This is a genomic window from Pedobacter sp. HMWF019, from assembly GCF_003061025.1.
Taxonomy (GTDB): domain Bacteria; phylum Bacteroidota; class Bacteroidia; order Sphingobacteriales; family Sphingobacteriaceae; genus Pedobacter.
In genome coordinates, this window is record NZ_QAIL01000217.1 from 25,294 (window position 1) to 42,644 (window position 17,351).

A 17,351-nucleotide genomic window follows, 5' to 3' on the forward strand; every position below is an offset into this window, starting at 1 on the left:
GCAGCAGCGGAGGCGGAAGCGGTGGTACCACTACCACAGGTAATGGCTCCTTCAGCATACGGGAAAAACTGGGTAAAAAAGTAGAACTGAATTTAAATTATGGATTTTCTACCACTAAAGTGAGGTCCTTAAACGATACTTACTCGGAGACACCTACCGTGCTGGATGGTTCTACTTTTTACACCTATGCCACTTCAACAAGTGAGAGCAAAAACCTCACCAAGAACCATAATCTCCGTGCAGAAATAGAGGCAAACCTGGACAGTAATAATTTCTTACGTATCATTCCAACCTTGAAATACGGTTCTACCAGCAGCAGCAGAATCTCAAATATTATTCAGACGGGATTTCTGCACCAGAACCGTACAGGAGTAAACAGCAGTATAAATAAAACACCTCAAATTGGAACTTCAGTATTTTATCAGCATATCTTTGCCAAGCCCAGAAGGAATTTCTCCGTTCAGGCGGATCTGAACAGTAATGACCAGGACCAGGAATCCGAACAGGATACCAAGATCATTTATTATCTGAACCAGGCTGAAACGGAACAAAGGGACTCCGCTGTGAACAGGATCATTGCCCGTAAAAATTTGCAGAAAAATTACCGGGGAAGTTTTACCTATGTGGAGCCTTTAAATACGAATACTCAGCTGGAGTTAAATGCACAGGTTAATTATAACGGGTATGACAATACTGCAACCACCAGGAATATTGTAAATGGTGGACCAGATCATATTATAGATTCACTCAGCAATATATACAATTACTCTTTTACCCAGGGTAGGATTGCGTTAAATTATCGTTATGGAGTTGGGCCTCTATCTAAGGTACGGTTCTCTGTGGGTATAACGGCTGTACCAACCCTGCTTTCTGGAACTAAAGTAAGTTTAGGTACCACGACCAATAGAAATAGTTTTAACGTGATTCCTATTGCGCGCTTTGAGTACTTATGGTCCAGACAGGAAAAAGTAGCGATTAACTATTCCGGGAATGCTGTTGAGCCTTCTTTTGATCAGATCCAGCCGGTCAGGGATGTATCTAATCCGCAAAATCCTATTGTGGGTAACCCGAATTTGCTGTCCACGTTTGTACATTCTGTTAATGCAACTTATAATAACTATATCGCGAATTCGAAACTGAACTTTAATGTCAATCTAAACGGGTCTATGACAGAAAATGCAGTGATCAGCAATAACGTGCAGATTGTGGATCAGAGCGTAAATTTGCCTACACCAGTTTATATTACTGAAACCCGTTATCTGAATACAAATGGCGTGTATAAGATTGGAGGAAATTACTCCGTGAGCAAGCAGTTAAGCGACCGTAAATATAATCTTTCGTTTAGCGGATCGGCCAGTTATGATCACCGCTTGTCTATGTATACTTCATTGAAGAACATCAATACAGTACAGACTTTTATTGAGCGTGTAGGACCGCGGATGAATCCGAACGACTGGTTTGAAATAAATCCGAATGTGTCTTATAATTATACCAAGTCAGACAATAGTCTGCCTAATTTTCGGGATACTAAAACCAATACTGTGGCGCTGAATGTGGATGGTAAGATTTATTTCTGGAATACCTTTTTATTTGGTTATAGTGCCAGTAAGAACTATGTAAGTGGAATCAGCGCGAATATTACTTCTAATCCTTTTGTAGTGAATATGTATCTGGAGAAGGAATTGTTTAACCGCAGGGGTAGATTGACTTTACAGGCTTTTGATCTTTTGAATCAGAATAATTTTGTGAACCAGGATGTTAGTGCAAATGGTACGATTACGCAGACAAAATCTAATGCTTTGAGCAGGTATTTTATGTTGAGGTTTAGCATGAGATTGCAGAAATGGAGTGGGATAAAGGGGAAAAATGGCAGAGGGGTGATGCGTAGGGGGGACGGCAGTTTTATGTAGGAGAATTTTTGAAAATTTTGCATGCTGTTTCGGGGCTGCCGATCTCAGGCGGGCAGAAAAAGCCCGCAGACATCGAATGCTCCCTCAACAGCATATAAAATTTTCTGAGCAAATTGCAGGAGGGGAGACCGGGGACCGCGTGTTAGCGGGATTGGGGGGTTAAATTGCAGAGTGTGTTAGCTGGATTGGGGGTTTAATTGCAGAGCGTGTTAGCAGGATTGGTGTGTTAGCTGGATTGGGGTGGGATTGGGTTTAAGAGATGGAATTGTTACTTAGTTTTTATGGTTGAGGCTTAGTTTGTTGAGGGTAGATCACTTAAAAAAGACGTATTTTTGACGTATTGAACACAATTCTTCAATTTTCAAGTTGTTTATTTGCCGATTGAACATTCAATTTCTTTCTTAAAATACCTTTATGGACATTAATACAAAAGCTAAAAAGACCACTTCTATCGTACCGCTCGTAACCATGACCCTGCTTTTCTTTATGTGGGGATTTATTACCTGTATGAATGATATTTTGATCCCGCATTTGAAGGAGCTTTTTCAGCTGAGTTTTTTTGAGTCTATGCTGGTGCAGTTTGCTTTTTTTGGGGCTTATTTTATTGGATCGCTGATTTATTTCCTGATTTCACATTATAAAGGGGATCCGATTAATAAAGTAGGATATAAAAAGGGGATTATTGCAGGTGTACTGCTTTCTGCAATTGGATGTTGCCTGTTTTATCCGGCGGCAAGTTTCTCTGTGTATGGGTTTTTTCTTTCTGCTTTGTTTGTATTGGGGCTGGGTTTTACCATTCTGCAAATTACGGCGAATGCTTATGTGACCCTGCTTGGACCCGAAGAGAGTGCATCGAGTCGTTTGAATTTAACACAGGCTTTTAATTCATTTGGTACGACCATTGCCCCTGTATTGGGCGGCCATTTGATCTTTTCGCTGTTTTTAGACAACGGCAAGGTTACAGCAGATTCAACACGAATCCCTTACCTTATCTTTGCCGGAATTTTAGTGCTATTGGCTGTGGTGATTAATAAAGTGAAGCTTCCATCTTTTAGCTCAGAAGAATCGGAAAGTCATGGTGGTTTGGGTGCACTTAAATTCCCTCAGCTTAAACTCGGTATCCTGGGTATTTTCTGTTATGTAGGTGCAGAGGTGGGAATTGGAAGTTTATTGATTGCATTCATGAGTCAGAAAGACATCATGAACCTGCAGGAAGTGGTGAGTAAAAATTATTTGTCCCTATACTGGGGTGGTGCTATGATCGGAAGGTTCCTTGGGGCTATTTCATTGAGTGGACTGGATAAGACCAAGAAAATCATTTATATGGTGCTTACCTCAGCTGTTGTATACCTGCTGGTTTTCAGTATTGTTGATCTAAGCTTTGCCCAGACCAGTTTCTTTATTGTATTTATCGTGCTCAATCTGCTCGCTTTTCTAGTTGGAAAATCTGCTCCTGCACGTACGTTGGTGCTTTTTGCAGGCATTAATATTGCTTTAATCCTTATTTCTGTGTTTAGTACAGGACCAATGGCTTTATATCCAATTCTTGGCATTGGTTTGTTTAACTCCATTATGTTTTCCAATATATATACGCTGGCCATATCCGGACTCGGTAAGTACGTTAGCCAGGGTTCTTCCTTATTGGTTATGGCCATCCTGGGTGGAGCTATTGTACCATTGATTCAGGGTGCCTTGGCGGATAGTATTGGGATACAACATTCCTTTTTTCTGCCGGCAATTTGTTACGCTTACATTCTGATCTTCGGATTGTATTGTATGAAGAAGGTCCAGGTGCTGGAAGGAGAGAAAGTACATACTAACCATTAATTTAAAGTTATGAAAGGAAAAGTTATAACTGGACTGTTCATGTTGATGCTGCTGTGCACTGTGGTCGGTTTTGCACAAACCCAGTCAAAGCAGTTTACTGGAGCCAAGGCGGTACTAAAACACTATAAGGCACTTTATGTGTTGAACAGTGGCGATGAAAAGAAAATTACGGGTACATTACGGAATTTGAAAAATGCATTAGATGATCCCCGGCTTAAAGGAAAGCTGGAAGTGGAGCTGATCGCTTTTAGTGATGGCGTAGCTGTTTATCAAAAAGCAGGTCCTTTTGAAAAAACTTTACTTGAACTACAGGCCAGGGGTGTAATTCTTGCACAGTGTGAGAATACAATCCGAGAAAGACATATTGATAAAACGGAGCTTTTTGACTTTATCAGCTATGTTCCAAGCGGTAACGGGGAAATTATCATTCGTCAGCAACAAGGCTGGGCAGTTGTGCATCCCTAAGCTTAAATCTTAGGCTTAGCCACCTGATAACCATTTAAGAAACAGTGGAGCTTTTTCTTTACTGATGGTGATGCTTTCTTTAACAGGAATACTGACATTGAGGGAAAGCTTGCGCGAAAAGATACTGGAGGCATTTATTATCGCTTTCCTGTTGACCAGGTATTGACGGTTAACTCTAAAGAAATCAGGCCCCACCAACTCTCCCAGTTCTTCTAGGCTTTTACCAGGGTAATGGGTTTTATGGTTAAAAGTAAGCATCTGGACAACATCATACTCCAGATGAAACAGTGCGACATCCTCAATTTTCACAGGGAATATGGTATCCCTATGATGGATCAGTAGGGAGGTGGTTTTTGCTGATTTGGATGCTGAAAACAATCGTGTTATGGACTCATATTGTTTGGTTATTTCCTCTTGTTTAATTTGAGTCAGATTCTTAAATTTATTCAATGCTGAACCCACCGAAGCATCCGTAAAAGGTTTCAGCAGGTAATCAATACCATTTGCTTTGAAAGCATTGAGTGCATATTCATCATAGGCTGTACAAAATATCACAGGAATGCACAGATCGCAGAAAATTTCAAAACTAAGCCCGTCTCCCAATTGAATATCGCTAAAGATGAGGTCTGGTGCCGGATTTGATTTAAACCAATCCGTACCTTCTTCTACAGACCTTAATATGGCCATAATTTCTATGTTGGCATCCGTCTGAAGGATCGTTTGTTTCAGATCATCGGCGGTTACTCTTTCATCTTCTATGATAACGATCTTCATTGATCTAAGGTTTTTAATTTTATAGTAAAAAAGGCTTGATCTGAGGTAATGATGATCTCCGCTTCGCCAAGTAAGTGGTAACGCTCTGCCAAACTAGACAAGCCTTGACCTGTTGAGGGTTCTTTATAGCTTTTTGGCTGCAGGTTGTTCGAAACAGACAGGTAACCATCACTTTCTCTAATCGTAATCAGTATAGGTCTTTCCTCTGTCAGATCATTGTGTTTCAGCGCATTTTCTATGAGTGGTTGCAGGGAGAAGAAGGGCAAATAACGGTTTTGAATGGTTTGTTCTGAAATGTCAATCGTGTAATTTAAGGCAGTGCCGAAACGAATCTTTTGCATGATCAGGTAATCCAGGCAGAATTCAAGCTCATTTTTGATTAAAGTGGTTTTTGTAGTCTGATTGGAGATCGATACCCGTAAAAAATTAGCCAAGTGCACCAGGTAATCTTCGCCCTGCTGGAAATCTCTTTTATACAGGGATTTAACGGTGTTCAAAGCATTGAAAAGAAAATGTGGATGAATTTGCTGTCTCAACAAAAGGTTTGCTGTTTCGCTCCTGTTGGCTTTGAGTTGTAAATTTTCGATCTCGCTCTGCGCTTTTTTATACTGCAATATCACCGTATTTTGTAAAATGAGAACAAAGGTATTCATAATACAAACAGCCAATACACCAAGGATATATGCCATATAAATATGTGGACCATCTCCTTCCCATTTGAAGCCAGTTACAATAGAATATAAGGTTTTAACCAAAATCCAGATAGCAACTGTAGAAAGGTAACTACAGAAGTAGAATTTAATTTTTAAATAGAGATCGCGGGGGGCGTTTTTCATCAGGGAAAAAATTGAATAAAAGCACATTGAAAAAACTGACTGTACCCATAAACAAAAATGTCTGCAGAAATCGAAATACAGCATCTGAAAAATCATAGGTGGTCGCCACCAAAAATATAACCACTAAAATGGACGACATAAAAGAGATGATCCAGTTAAGCCTGATTAAATTTTTAAGTGGAATTCCGTTTTGCATGGAACAAGGACCTTTTTGGTTTAAAGGTATAAAATAAGCAAACTTGTGCATGATTATATTAAAAGCGTTTTATTTTTTCAAAACTCAACAATTTATATGGGGTGTGGAGCAATAAATTGTGCGAGGCAGGCAAAAATGTTTGGGAAACGGATATCTGGCTCTCTAAAATGAAAATTATAATATTTGTAGCTAAATAATATAATAAAGGCAATGATCCATGGGAAATAGAAAAAATCCTGTAATTTTAGCGCGAAACTGAATTAGAAATTACACATGTTAACAGTAGAAAAAATTGGGGGCACCTCTATGAGTGCCCTTAACGAGGTTATAAACAATATCATCTTATTTGAACGCAGCGGCAAAGAACTTTACAACCGGGTTTTTGTCGTGTCTGCATTTTCAGGCGTTACCAATATGCTCCTGGAAAACAAGAAAACAGGGGCACCTGGGGTTTACCACCGCATTGCAAAATATCAGGATTTTCACCGCCCTTTAAAAAATCTGATTGTTCAGTTAAAAGCGATAAATAAACAATACAAAAGTATTGGTTTGGATCTGGCACTTGCCGATCAGTTTATTGAAAGTCACATTAAAGAAGCAGAAACCTATCTGGAAAACTTAGCGAATATACTGGCCTCTGGATATGTAAGTAAAACAGGTATCCTTCAAGCCGCCCGGGAAATTTTAGCCTCTATTGGAGAGAGTCATTCTGCCTTTAATTTTACTAATATTCTGCAAAACAAAGGCATTAATGCTACGCTTGTTGATTTGAGTGGTTTTGGAGACCATCATGCATTTACCATAGATCAACGGATCAAGCATGCCTTCAAGAACATTGACCTCGAAAATACCATTTGTATTGTAACTGGTTATGCAAAAGGCACAGAAGGAATTATGCGTGAATTTGACAGGGGCTATTCTGAAGTCACTTTTAGCAAGATTGCTGGTTTCTTAAAACCAAAAGAAGCCATTATACATAAGGAGTATCATTTATCTACAGCAGATCCTGGTTTGGTTGGCATAGAAAATTGCATTCCCGTAGGCTATACCAATTATGATATAGCAGACCAGCTGGCCGATGTAGGTATGGAGGCCATCCATCCAAAAGCCTCAAAGCCCCTGGAAATCGGAGGGATCAACCTGCGGATTAAGAATACCTTTGAGCCGGCACATCCCGGTACATTGATTACCCGAGAATTTGTTTGTGAACATAAACGTGTTGAAGTTATTACAGGTACAGAGAAACTCCTGATCATTGATATTTATGATCCATCAATGGTTGGCAGTGTTGGAAGCGATTTACATATCATGCAGACTTTCCATAAACACAATGTAAGTTACACCTTTAAGGCCACCAGTGCCAACAGCATCTCTATTGTAATCTGGGAACAGGACTTTAATAAAAAACTGATTAGCGATCTGGAAGATGATTTTGAAAAGATAACTGTAGAAAAGGTGGCTATGGTATGTTTGCTGGGTTCAAATATGGACGAACCGGGTTTGCTTGGAAAGAGTGCATTGGCACTTACTGAAAGCGGAATTAATATTAAGAGTGCGGGTTTTGCGTTAAGAAAAGTCAATATTCAGTTCTTAATTGCCCGTGAAGATTTTAAAACCGCAATTATTGCCTTGAACAAAGCCATGAGCCAGGCATAATTAGACTATAACATTCTTAAAAGCACAGGCCGGCAATCTTCAAAATTGCCGGCCTGTATACTTAAACAACCTGAATTACTTTAAGGTTTCTTTAATCGTTCCGCAAGTGAGCATGCTTTCTCCAAAATAAGGGTTTTTGATTTCTCTGGAGTTGGTTACCCAGTCTGCGCCTTTGTCGTTAGATGCCATAGGGCAATGTGCGATATACAACTCGCCGCCACCCATTCCTCCTTTTTTAAGCAAAGCAATGAAATTGGTGCTTAATGCAGCAAATTCTATCCTTTGTGCTTCTATATCGTTAGTAGCTGCAATTTTTGAAGCCTGGCTGCTTATGGATCCCGCATCCGGGATTTCCTTAGCACCTAGTTCAATAGCTGCTGCGGCTACCTTTGCTTCTGTAGCATCTGCTTCAATAAGTGCAGCGGTGAGGTGCTGATAGTATGGATAGATGGCATTCAACTGATCATCTTTTAAACTAACGGCCTCACTTGTCTTTGAGCTTGCCATACTCTCTTTGACTTCCTCCTGCTGATCTTGTTGTACCGAACTGGTACAAGCAGCAGCAAATAGAGCCGCCACGATCAATGTAATTAAGAGATGTTTTGTTGTTCTCATTTTTTAATTTTTTAACTGTGTCATTTACATTTTCATACCCGCCATAGGGTTTTTTCCTTTTTTGAGGATGTATTCACTATAAAGCAGGTAAGCTCCTGTAACCACCACCTGATCCCCTTCGGCTAAACCCTCTTTGATCTCTACCTGATCTGCACTTTCTACACCGGTTTTGACCATTCTGGGTTCAAACTTGCCTTTTGAAGCCTCCACCCATACATGCATGCCTTTTCCTTCCCGGATCACAGCGTCGACAGGAATGCTAAGCACCCCCGTTTTATTTGTATTAGAGGGCACAAAGATATTGGCTTGCAGGCCCGGTTGCCATTGCCCTGAAGGATTTGGAATTGCCCCTCTTATTTGTATCAGCTGGCTGTTTTCCTGTAAAGCAGGGCTGGAAAACTGAATTGTAGTCAGCTGAGGCTCATTCTCCCATCCAGGGATTACTACTTTTACACGCTGCCCGTTCTTTATACTACCCGCTTCCGCCGGATAAATATCGGCTTCTACCCATAGGGAATGATAACCTTCCATGCGCATAATCGGACTGCCTTCTGAAACATATTGACCTTCGCTTACTGAAAGTTCAGCTACTGTACCGTCTGCTAGGGCAGAATAAGTTACATAAGGATCGGTTTTTTTGGAGTTTTCCAATTTTTGCACCTGTGCATTAGACTGTCCATACAAAAAAAGCTTGGCCTTTGCTGATTTTAAGATCTCCCCAAAAGTTTTGTCTGCCGGGAACTGTGTAGCCTGAGCCTTAGCCAACAGGTATTCCTGTTGCAAAGCTGCCAGTTGCTCTGAGTAAATCTTATAAATGGGCTGGCCTTTATGGACCTTTTCTCCCGTTTGTCGCACATATAATTTTTCCAGACGACCCGCCACACGACTGGATAGAAAGGCTGTCTGGTCTGGATTCACCACCAGCCTGCCATTCAACTGTTTATAAGTTTGCAGCCCGTTCAGGCCAACCGCCATCGTGGTAATATTGGCCAGTGCCATCTGATCGTCGTTTAAATTCAGACCTGCCTCGGCAGCATTCTTTTCAAACGGAACCAGGTCCATCCCGCAGATGGGACAGGTGCCCGTTTTGTCCTGCACAATCTGCGGGTGCATAGGGCAGGTATAGGTTTGTACTTTAGTCCCGGCTTTAGGTTTGTCTTTACCCTTTTCAAAGTTGCACGCGCTTAAAAACACAGCTGGTGCGAGCGCCATGATGGCAAAATTTCTTATAAATGCTTTCCTTTCCATAAGATTATACCCCTTCATTTTTAGTCTTGATAAAACTTTCGCTATCAATTAAGTAATACGCGTTTTTAGCCACCTGCCACTGTCCAATCTCCTCCAGTACCTGTATTTCCTTATCCTGCTGAATACCTGTTTTTACCAGTTTGGGAACGAAAACTTGTCCTTCTTTTTTGAACACCACCATTTGATTCCCCAGTGATACAACAGCTTCTTTAGGCAGCCAAAATCCTTTTGAGGCCAGCATGGGCAGTTGTCCGGTAAGCAGTTCGCCAACCTGCAAGTTGTTGTTTTTGAGATATACCCTGGCCAGTACAAAATTTTCTCCAGCATTAAATACCGGTTGTACCAGTCCAATTTTACCTGTAAAACTTTGTGTTTTATCGGCTGTTCTTTGAACGATTACTTTGCTTTGCTTGCTGAGGTTAGCAGCTACTGCAGGTCTAAGAGAAAACTCTGCTACCAAATTACCCGCCTGGTAAACTGTAAAGATATTTTGACCGGCATTGAGGTACTGTCCCTCACGAAGCAAAACGGCAGTTGGAGCAGAAGCTTGTGAAGCCGTGCTACTGGCTGCCGGACTTTCAGAAGCACCCATAGCATCCATGCCACCAGCTGTAGCAGGAGCGCTTTGCAGAGCAGGTGCAGGAGTTGAACCGCTTTGTTTTTCGAGGATATAACCAGAAGCATTACTGTATAAAGGAATGCGGTAGGAGACTTTCCCGGTTTTCAATACACTTTGTATTCCAGCCTCCGTCATGCCCAGCAAGCGAAGCCTTTGTTTGGCAGGCTGTAACATCTGTTCCTGGTCACCTGAACGTTGGATCAACAATAATTCCCTTTGGGCAGCCGCCAGATCTGGTGAATAGATTTCCAAAATAAGCTGACCTTTTTTTACCGGCTGATAGTTGTATTTGATGTATAATTTCTCAATCCGGCCGCTTACCCGACTGGAAATACTCACTTGGTTTCTGGTATCATAGGTTGCACGACCCTGTACCTGATCAACATAAATTCTGGAACCCGCACTGGCCTGTATTACCGGAATCCGGGCAATCACCTGTTCGTTGACGGGTTTGAGTAAATAATTCAGGCTGGTATCCCTTCGGTCATGGTCCATCACCATTGCTTTTTTCTGATGATGATCCAGGTCTGGAGCAGGCTTATTCTGGCGGCAGGCTGTAAAACCGGCCATAGCCAGTACCAGCAGGCTAGCGATATAATTCCTTTTCATAATCAATAATCATTTGATATAATTTCATTTTTTCATCCAGCACATTGTTCTGCATCATGGTCAAAGCTTCCCAAGAGCCCATTACAGCCGTAATCTGTAACTTGTTTTCCTGATAATTGGCAAAATCTGCATCCATGGTCTTTTTCAGGGCAGGAACAATTTTGTCTTCCATAGCGGCAATCCTTTTTTCCATACTCTGGATCTCGTATTGCATGCCATAAAGCATACCCTGGCTTTCCTGAAGCATACCTGAGCGTTCTTTCTCCATGGCCTGTATTTCGTAATTCATAGCCTTCACTTCCGATTTATACATCCTGGAAGACCATGGGGCAATCGGAATACTGATCATGCCCATCACACTATATGCCTTAGGCATCATTCCACCTAAAGGAGACATATGGTCAAAACGAAGTTTGAAATCCGGCTTTGCCTGTGCCTTCATCGCACCCACACCCAGTTTCATGGAGCGGATATTTTGCTCCATTTGCAAGATGTCTTTACGCTGCTGAGCCAATAAAGTAGTATCCAAACTGGATTCTGGAGTAAATTTTGGTGTATGGGTAGTATCTATTTGCAGTTCCTGGTTTCCTGGTAAGTTCATCAGACTGTTGAGCCAGGCCTTTGCCTTTGCAATATCACCCCGCTGCATGCGGATCATGTTCTGGTTCTCTTCAATTTTTGCACTTGCTTTATACACGCCTGATAGCTGACTCTGGTTATACGGATAACGGATCTGCTCGATTTTTTTCATCATCTGCATAATCTTGTCGTTTTCCTGTAAGATCTGAATACGCTGGCTGGCTACAATCCAGGTATAATACAAGCTTTTTGCCTGAGCCTTAAAGGTATTCATGGCTATAGCCCGGCCAGCCATTTCCACGTCACCTTTGGATTCGATATAACGTTTCTGGGCATTTTGTTTAGCTGGATTTGGGATGTCCTGTTCCAGTTGAAGCATCACAGAGCCTTTGTCTCTGTCGTCCATCACCACTTGTCCTGGGTAGGGGGTCATAAATGTTCCTACACCAACCATCGGTGCCATCCATGCTGTACCTGCCTTCGCTTTGTATTTATAACTTTCTGCTTTTAAGGCATAAGTCTGTAACAATAAATTGTTTTTTTCAATCCGGTTTAAAATGGTATCCAGTTTAACCGGAGCTTGCTGTGCCAGCAAAGGAGCAGGCAAGAGCAGCAATAAAAAGGCCCATTTATTAATGCTGAACATCGTGTACCTCCAATTTTCCATATTTTTTCAATTCATATTCTTTAGCCATCAAAAAGATCAGCGGTGTAACCAGCAAGATATGTGTAGACGAAGTCAGTACGCCGCCAATCATAGGCAAAACAATGGGCTGCATCACATCTGTACCTACACCTGTTGCCCACAATACCGGGATCAAACCAAACAGAGAGACACAAACCGTCATCAGTTTTGGACGCAGTCTTTTTGCCGCACCCCGGACTACAAATTCCCGCAGATCTTCTTTCGTAATCGTTTCACTGGAGTTGCCTTTCAATTTGATCAGTTGCCCCATGGCATCGTTCAAATAGATCACCATTACAATTCCGGTTTCTACTGCAATGCCAAATAAGGCAATAAAGCCAACGGCAACTGCAACCGATAAATTGACACCCCAGAAATAGATAATATAAGCACCACCAATTAAGGCAAATGGAACCGTAATCAGACTTAAAAATGCCTCTCTTAATGATTTAAAAGCAAAATATAGAGAAAAGAAAATGATCAGCAGTACGATAGGGGCAATCCACAACAAGGTTTGCTGTCCGCGGATCAGGTTTTCATATTGTCCGCTCCATTCGAGAAAATAACCCTCCGGTAAAATGCCCCGGGAACTGTTGATCTTATCTATAGCTTCTTTTACTGTGCTGCCCAAATCCCGGTCACGCACGTTAAACATTACTGCACCTCTCAGTAAAGCATTTTCAGAGTTGATCATTGGCGGGCCATCTTCAAAACGTACATCCGCAACGGCAGATAAAGGGATTTCACCCATGGTGGCCGACTGGACAGGAATGCGTCTGATCCTTTCTATACTGTTCCTGAATTCCTGAGCCAAACGCACACTGATGGAAAATCGCTGGCGGCCTTCAATGGTATTGCCAATATTGGCTCCGCCCAATGCCGATTCTATCGTTTCGTTGATCTGATCTATGCTTAAACCATATCTGGCCAGTTCTCCCCGGCGTACGTCAATAGAGAGGTATTTACCACCGGTAACCGGATCTACATAAAGATCACTTATACCTTTTGTGCCCTCCAGTGCCAGCTTTACTCTTTCAGAAACGGCAGCCAGGGTATCCAGATTTTGTCCATATACTTTAATACCTACGTCTGTTCGTATACCGGTAGCCAGCATATTGATCCGGTTAATGATAGGCTGGGTCCAGCCGTTTACAACACCCGGTATCTGTAATTTTTTGTCGAGCTCATTAATGATATCTTTTTTGGTCATCCCTTTCCGCCATTGCGCTTTTGGTTTCAGCATAATGATGGTTTCAATCATACTGATCGGAGAATTATCTGTGGCTGTGCTGGCACGGCCAGCTTTTCCCAAAACTTTATCCACCTCAGGAACAGATTTAATAATCTTATCCTGAACCTGCAGGATGCGTTTGGCCTCTCCATTGGAAACATCAGGTAAAGTAACCGGCATAAACAGGATACTTTGCTCATCTAAAGGCGGCATAAATTCGCTGCCCAGATTTTTCAGCAGGGGAATGGTAATCAATAAAGCGATTACATTGATGGCAATAGTTGTCTTTCTCCATTTCAATACCGTCCTGATCACGGGTTCATAAAACCGTTCGAGTACCCGGTTAATGGGGTTGGCGTGATCAGGGCGGAATTTGCCCTTCATAAAAAAGGAGATCAATACAGGAGCCAGCGTAAGCACCAGTAAGGCATCTACAATCATAATGAAGGTTTTTGTATAGGCCAGGGGATGGAACAATTTCCCTTCCTGGCCGGTGAGCATAAATACAGGCAAAAAGGAAGTGATGATAATAATGGTGGCAAAAAATACCCCCCTGGAAACCTGTTTACTTGATTTCTCTATGATCTGTAACCGTTCTTCTTCTGAGATCCAGTCTGGACTTTTCTTGAATAAATTTTTAAACCAGGTCATCATAATTCTTTTGTTTTTTGCTGTTCATTCTGCCATTGTTCATAGCGTTCTGAAAGGTGTTTATAGGCATTTTCACTCATTACGATGCCGTTATCTACAATCACCCCAATCGCCAGGGCAATACCGGTTAAAGACATGATATTGGAAGAAATGCCAAAAGCATTTAATAAAATAAAACTTGCTGCAATGGTAATCGGGATCTGAATAATGATGCTCAGTGCACTGCGCCAGTGGAACAGGAATATAATCACCACCAGTGAGACGACGATCATCTCTTCAATCAAGGTGTTTTTAATAGAATCTACAGACTCCTGGATCAAATGACCACGGTCATAAACAATGTCAAATTTTACCCCTTTAGGCAGTCCCTTAGAGACCTCTTTCATCTTGGCTTTGACCCTGTCAATTACTGCAGCTGCATTTTCGCCATAGCGCATCACTACAATACCACCAACACGTTCTCCTTTTCCATCCTGATCAAAAATCCCCAGCCGGGTTTCTCCGGTCATTTGAACAGCGGCTACATCCGAAACCTTTATCGGGATACCTCTTTGGTTTTTAATCGGGATATTGCCAATCTCCTCCATCGATTTCAGATAACCTGAGGTTTTGATGATGTAACCAATGTCGCTCATTTCAAACTTTCGGCCTCCGGATTCGTTGTTATTGGCCCGTACAGCTGCGATAATCTCCGGTACGGTTAATTTATAATACAATAATTTATTTGGATCTACAGCAATCTGGTATTGTTTCTGAAAGCCACCAAAAGAAGCGATTTCACTTACACCAGGTACGTTTTGCAAGGCAAATTTAACATACCAGTCCTGAATGGCCCGCTGCTCACCAAGATCGGTGTTGGGGGCATCCAGGGTATACCATAAGATATGACCAACGCCGGTACCATCCGGACCCAGTTGCGGTGCAACACCGGTAGGCAGGGAGCGGGTAACGGTGCTGAGCCGTTCCAGGACACGTTCCCGTGCCCAGTAAATGTCTACATTGTCTTCAAAGATCACATAGATAAAGCTCATTCCAAACATAGAAGAACCACGTACATATTTGATTTTTGGGATACCCTGAAGATTTGTAACCAAAGGATAGGTGATCTGGTCTTCGATAAGCTGCGGAGACCTGCCCATCCATTCTGTAAATACAATAACCTGGTTCTCTGACAAATCGGGTATGGCATCTATGGGGTTCTTTTTTACTGAAATCGCACCCCACACAAACAGACCTGCGGCAAGGAGCAAGACTATCCATCGATTTCTTAAAGACCATTCTATAATTCTGTGTACCATTTTTTGTTTTTTTCAAAAAGAGGCTGTCTGAAAAGGTGCACTGGTTTAAAACAACTCTTTTCAGACAGTCTCAGCAGTTAATGTTTGTTCGCTTTTTTCGAAGGTTTGCTGCCTGCACGGTCATACTGACAGCAAGATGGCAATGCCGAATAAGCAGCTTCGGAAGCTTTGAACTTTGGCGTGTCGTAGCCTGCATTGGCCACTTTTTGCTGCACATCGTCCAGGCTTACCTTAGAGGCGTCATAACTTACCGCAAGCATTTTGGAATCTTTATTCCAGTTTGCTGAACTTACACCAGGTACTTTTAAGGCTTTTTCTATGGTTTTTTTGCACATACCACAGTTGCCAGAAACTTTGATGCTGTCTGTTTTAGACTGTGCAGATACAGCACCGCCAAGGAAGACCAATAGGGCCACCGATAAAAATCTCAATGATTTCATGATTTTAAAATTTGGATTTGAAAAAAATGGTTATATAAAATGTGGCCGGCATGAATGCTATGGCCTGTACACGAGTGTGCAGAGAATTAGAACGGTAATTTTATATTCTGAAGGTACAGTTGCGGATAAAAACAGGCGTATCACCTATTAATGGAGGAGCATGACTTAAGGATGCCTTACCTGTCTCCATAGGGACAGGAATATAGGCTAAAATCCAGTTTGTTCTATCCGGTTGTAATACTGGCAGGGGTTGAAACTGGTAAGCCGCTGTTGATGTTTTCTGCGATTTGTCAACCTTTGCCTGTTTGTAGTCGTCTTTGCAGCAGGATTTACCAGAGCTTTTTTTAGGTGCCTTGCAAATCTTGCACATGGTGCTTTCAGGTTGGGTAAATCCCCAGCTGGCTAATTTTCCCATGCAATAATGAAAATGCACAGTCATCCCACTGGTTGTACCCAGGTAAAAGAGGATGAGTAAAGTGAGCAGTGATCTTTTCATTATAAAGCAAATGTAAAACAAATGGATTAATTAAATTTATATAATTTTTAAAACATGTTATATAATTTCGTAAATCACATATATGCTGAGAAATACTAAAGGAGACAGGTCCCTTAAAGAAAATGTGATGCTGGCAGCGTCTACTGCTTTCGTTGCAGGTGTGATTAATGTAGCCGGAGTTATTGCCTTTTTTGCGTTTTCTTCCAATATCACAGGGCATGTTGCCAATCTGGCAAAACACATTGTATCTCTGGATTTGAATGATATCACTACGCTTATTCTTTGGTTGTTTGCTTTCTTTCTGGGTGCTTTTTTATCCAGTTATATTATTAAATCTCATAAAAAGGGAAGTCCGTACAGGACCCATTCTGTTCCGATCATGATTGAAATGCTGGTGCTGTTTGCGGTTGCTTTATACAGTGATTTGTTTTATCACGGAGGTCCCGTAGAAAGTGAAATTATTATTGGATGCATTTTATTTTCTATGGGTTTGCAGAACAGTGTGGTCAGTATCATTTCTGGTGGCTTGGTTAAATCTGCTCATTTAACGGGTTTAATGACCGATATGGGGGCTGAAACGGCAGAATATTTACATCCGAAAACAAATGATCGCGTTGTTATTAAGCATAAACTTTATGTGAGATGTGCTATTTTCTTCTTCCATATTTTTGGTGGATTGGTGGGGGCGTATTTCTTCTATTTATACAAATTCGAAGTTTTTTATGCTGTTCCTCTGATCTTGCTGATTATTATTTATTATGATCTGTTTCCTTTATGGATACATAGGATTATGCACAGGTTTAAAAGAACCAGTCATTAACAGACTCTTGTTGTGGGCAACTGCATACCAGGCTTGGGGCAGATGCATAGAGGCTTCGCAAAAAGTACTTGTTTTGCGAAGATGGTATGGGGTTTCTGCGAAGCTGTTGTGAAGGTATTGTTGTGAAAATATGTTTACTGGGCTCTCTGAATCTTACAGATTCTGAGGTTCGCCTCAGTAAAACATATTTTCTTGGGTGCAGACCGGGGATGGTGAATACCGGGAAGGAAAAGAAAGGAGTAGTTGTTTGCTGCTGGTCGTGAATATTTGTCTGTTTGTCGATGGTTACCCTGCTGTTGGTCTAATAGGGGTAAAATGGGTGAAACGTTTCTGGTTTGAGCACGTCTTATGTACAAAGAGAATTTAAAAACTTAAAACATAAAGATATGAAAACCG

General features: G+C 41.6%; 15 protein-coding genes. 5 read left to right on the plus strand and 10 right to left on the minus strand.

The features are described from left to right. From DBR11_RS13065 to DBR11_RS13075, 3 genes are all read left to right on the plus strand, one after another. The coding region (locus DBR11_RS13065) for an outer membrane beta-barrel protein (protein ID WP_233260744.1) at positions 1-1,910 on the plus strand (1,910 nt) is incomplete at its 5' end. Between the two features lie 414 nt (positions 1,911-2,324). After that, entirely contained in the window at positions 2,325-3,737 is a 1,413-nt protein-coding gene (locus tag DBR11_RS13070; RefSeq protein WP_233260745.1) for a sugar MFS transporter, read from the plus strand. A gap of 9 nt (positions 3,738-3,746) precedes the next feature. Continuing rightward, positions 3,747-4,202 (plus strand): DsrE family protein, encoded by a 456-nt coding sequence (locus DBR11_RS13075; RefSeq protein WP_108553112.1) that lies wholly within the window; start codon positions 3,747-3,749, stop codon positions 4,200-4,202. Between the two features lie 15 nt (positions 4,203-4,217). Here the strand turns inward: DBR11_RS13075 and DBR11_RS13080 are convergent, their stop codons facing one another. Further along, positions 4,218-4,976, minus strand: a complete 759-nt coding sequence (locus DBR11_RS13080; protein ID WP_108553113.1) for a LytTR family DNA-binding domain-containing protein — start codon at positions 4,974-4,976, stop codon at positions 4,218-4,220. Continuing rightward, the gene (locus tag DBR11_RS13085) at positions 4,973-5,812 is read right to left on the minus strand and encodes a sensor histidine kinase (RefSeq protein WP_158275285.1); all 840 of its coding nucleotides are present in this window, start codon (positions 5,810-5,812) and stop codon (positions 4,973-4,975) included. Before DBR11_RS13085 ends, DBR11_RS13080 begins: the two co-directional genes overlap by 4 nt. Before the next feature lie 469 nt (positions 5,813-6,281). Here DBR11_RS13085 and DBR11_RS13090 point away from each other — a divergent pair, with 469 nt between their 5' ends. Then, complete coding sequence (locus DBR11_RS13090; RefSeq protein ID WP_108553115.1) at positions 6,282-7,664, plus strand: aspartate kinase; 1,383 nt, start codon at positions 6,282-6,284, stop codon at positions 7,662-7,664. A gap of 75 nt (positions 7,665-7,739) precedes the next feature. Here DBR11_RS13090 and DBR11_RS13095 read toward each other — a convergent pair whose 3' ends face one another. From DBR11_RS13095 to DBR11_RS13130, 8 genes are all read right to left on the minus strand, one after another. Next, positions 7,740-8,279, minus strand: coding sequence for a DUF3347 domain-containing protein (locus tag DBR11_RS13095; RefSeq protein WP_108553116.1), 540 nt, complete (start codon positions 8,277-8,279; stop codon positions 7,740-7,742). 24 nt (positions 8,280-8,303) lie between these two features. Beyond that, positions 8,304-9,527 (minus strand): efflux RND transporter periplasmic adaptor subunit, encoded by a 1,224-nt coding sequence (locus DBR11_RS13100; protein ID WP_108553125.1) that lies wholly within the window; start codon positions 9,525-9,527, stop codon positions 8,304-8,306. A gap of 4 nt (positions 9,528-9,531) precedes the next feature. Next, positions 9,532-10,755, minus strand: coding sequence for an efflux RND transporter periplasmic adaptor subunit (locus tag DBR11_RS13105; RefSeq protein WP_108553117.1), 1,224 nt, complete (start codon positions 10,753-10,755; stop codon positions 9,532-9,534). After that, complete coding sequence (locus DBR11_RS13110) at positions 10,733-12,001, minus strand: TolC family protein (RefSeq protein WP_233260746.1); 1,269 nt, start codon at positions 11,999-12,001, stop codon at positions 10,733-10,735. Before DBR11_RS13110 ends, DBR11_RS13105 begins: the two co-directional genes overlap by 23 nt. Next, positions 11,967-13,904: an efflux RND transporter permease subunit gene (locus DBR11_RS13115; RefSeq protein WP_108553119.1), complete on the minus strand. Its 1,938-nt coding sequence runs from the start codon at positions 13,902-13,904 to the stop codon at positions 11,967-11,969. The genes DBR11_RS13110 and DBR11_RS13115 overlap by 35 nt, the downstream gene beginning before the upstream one ends. Continuing rightward, on the minus strand, positions 13,901-15,199 hold the full coding sequence (locus DBR11_RS13120) for an efflux RND transporter permease subunit (RefSeq protein WP_108553120.1): 1,299 nt from the start codon (positions 15,197-15,199) through the stop codon (positions 13,901-13,903). The genes DBR11_RS13115 and DBR11_RS13120 overlap by 4 nt, the downstream gene beginning before the upstream one ends. A gap of 77 nt (positions 15,200-15,276) precedes the next feature. Further along, on the minus strand, positions 15,277-15,639 hold the full coding sequence (locus DBR11_RS13125; RefSeq protein ID WP_108553121.1) for a heavy-metal-associated domain-containing protein: 363 nt from the start codon (positions 15,637-15,639) through the stop codon (positions 15,277-15,279). A 100-nt stretch (positions 15,640-15,739) separates the two neighbouring features. Continuing rightward, the gene (locus DBR11_RS13130) at positions 15,740-16,135 is read right to left on the minus strand and encodes a hypothetical protein (RefSeq protein ID WP_108553122.1); all 396 of its coding nucleotides are present in this window, start codon (positions 16,133-16,135) and stop codon (positions 15,740-15,742) included. An 82-nt stretch (positions 16,136-16,217) separates the two neighbouring features. On the opposite strand from DBR11_RS13130, the gene DBR11_RS13135 reads away from it, so the two are divergent. Continuing rightward, complete coding sequence (locus DBR11_RS13135; RefSeq protein ID WP_108553123.1) at positions 16,218-16,955, plus strand: YoaK family protein; 738 nt, start codon at positions 16,218-16,220, stop codon at positions 16,953-16,955. Positions 16,956-17,351 lie beyond the last annotated feature (396 nt).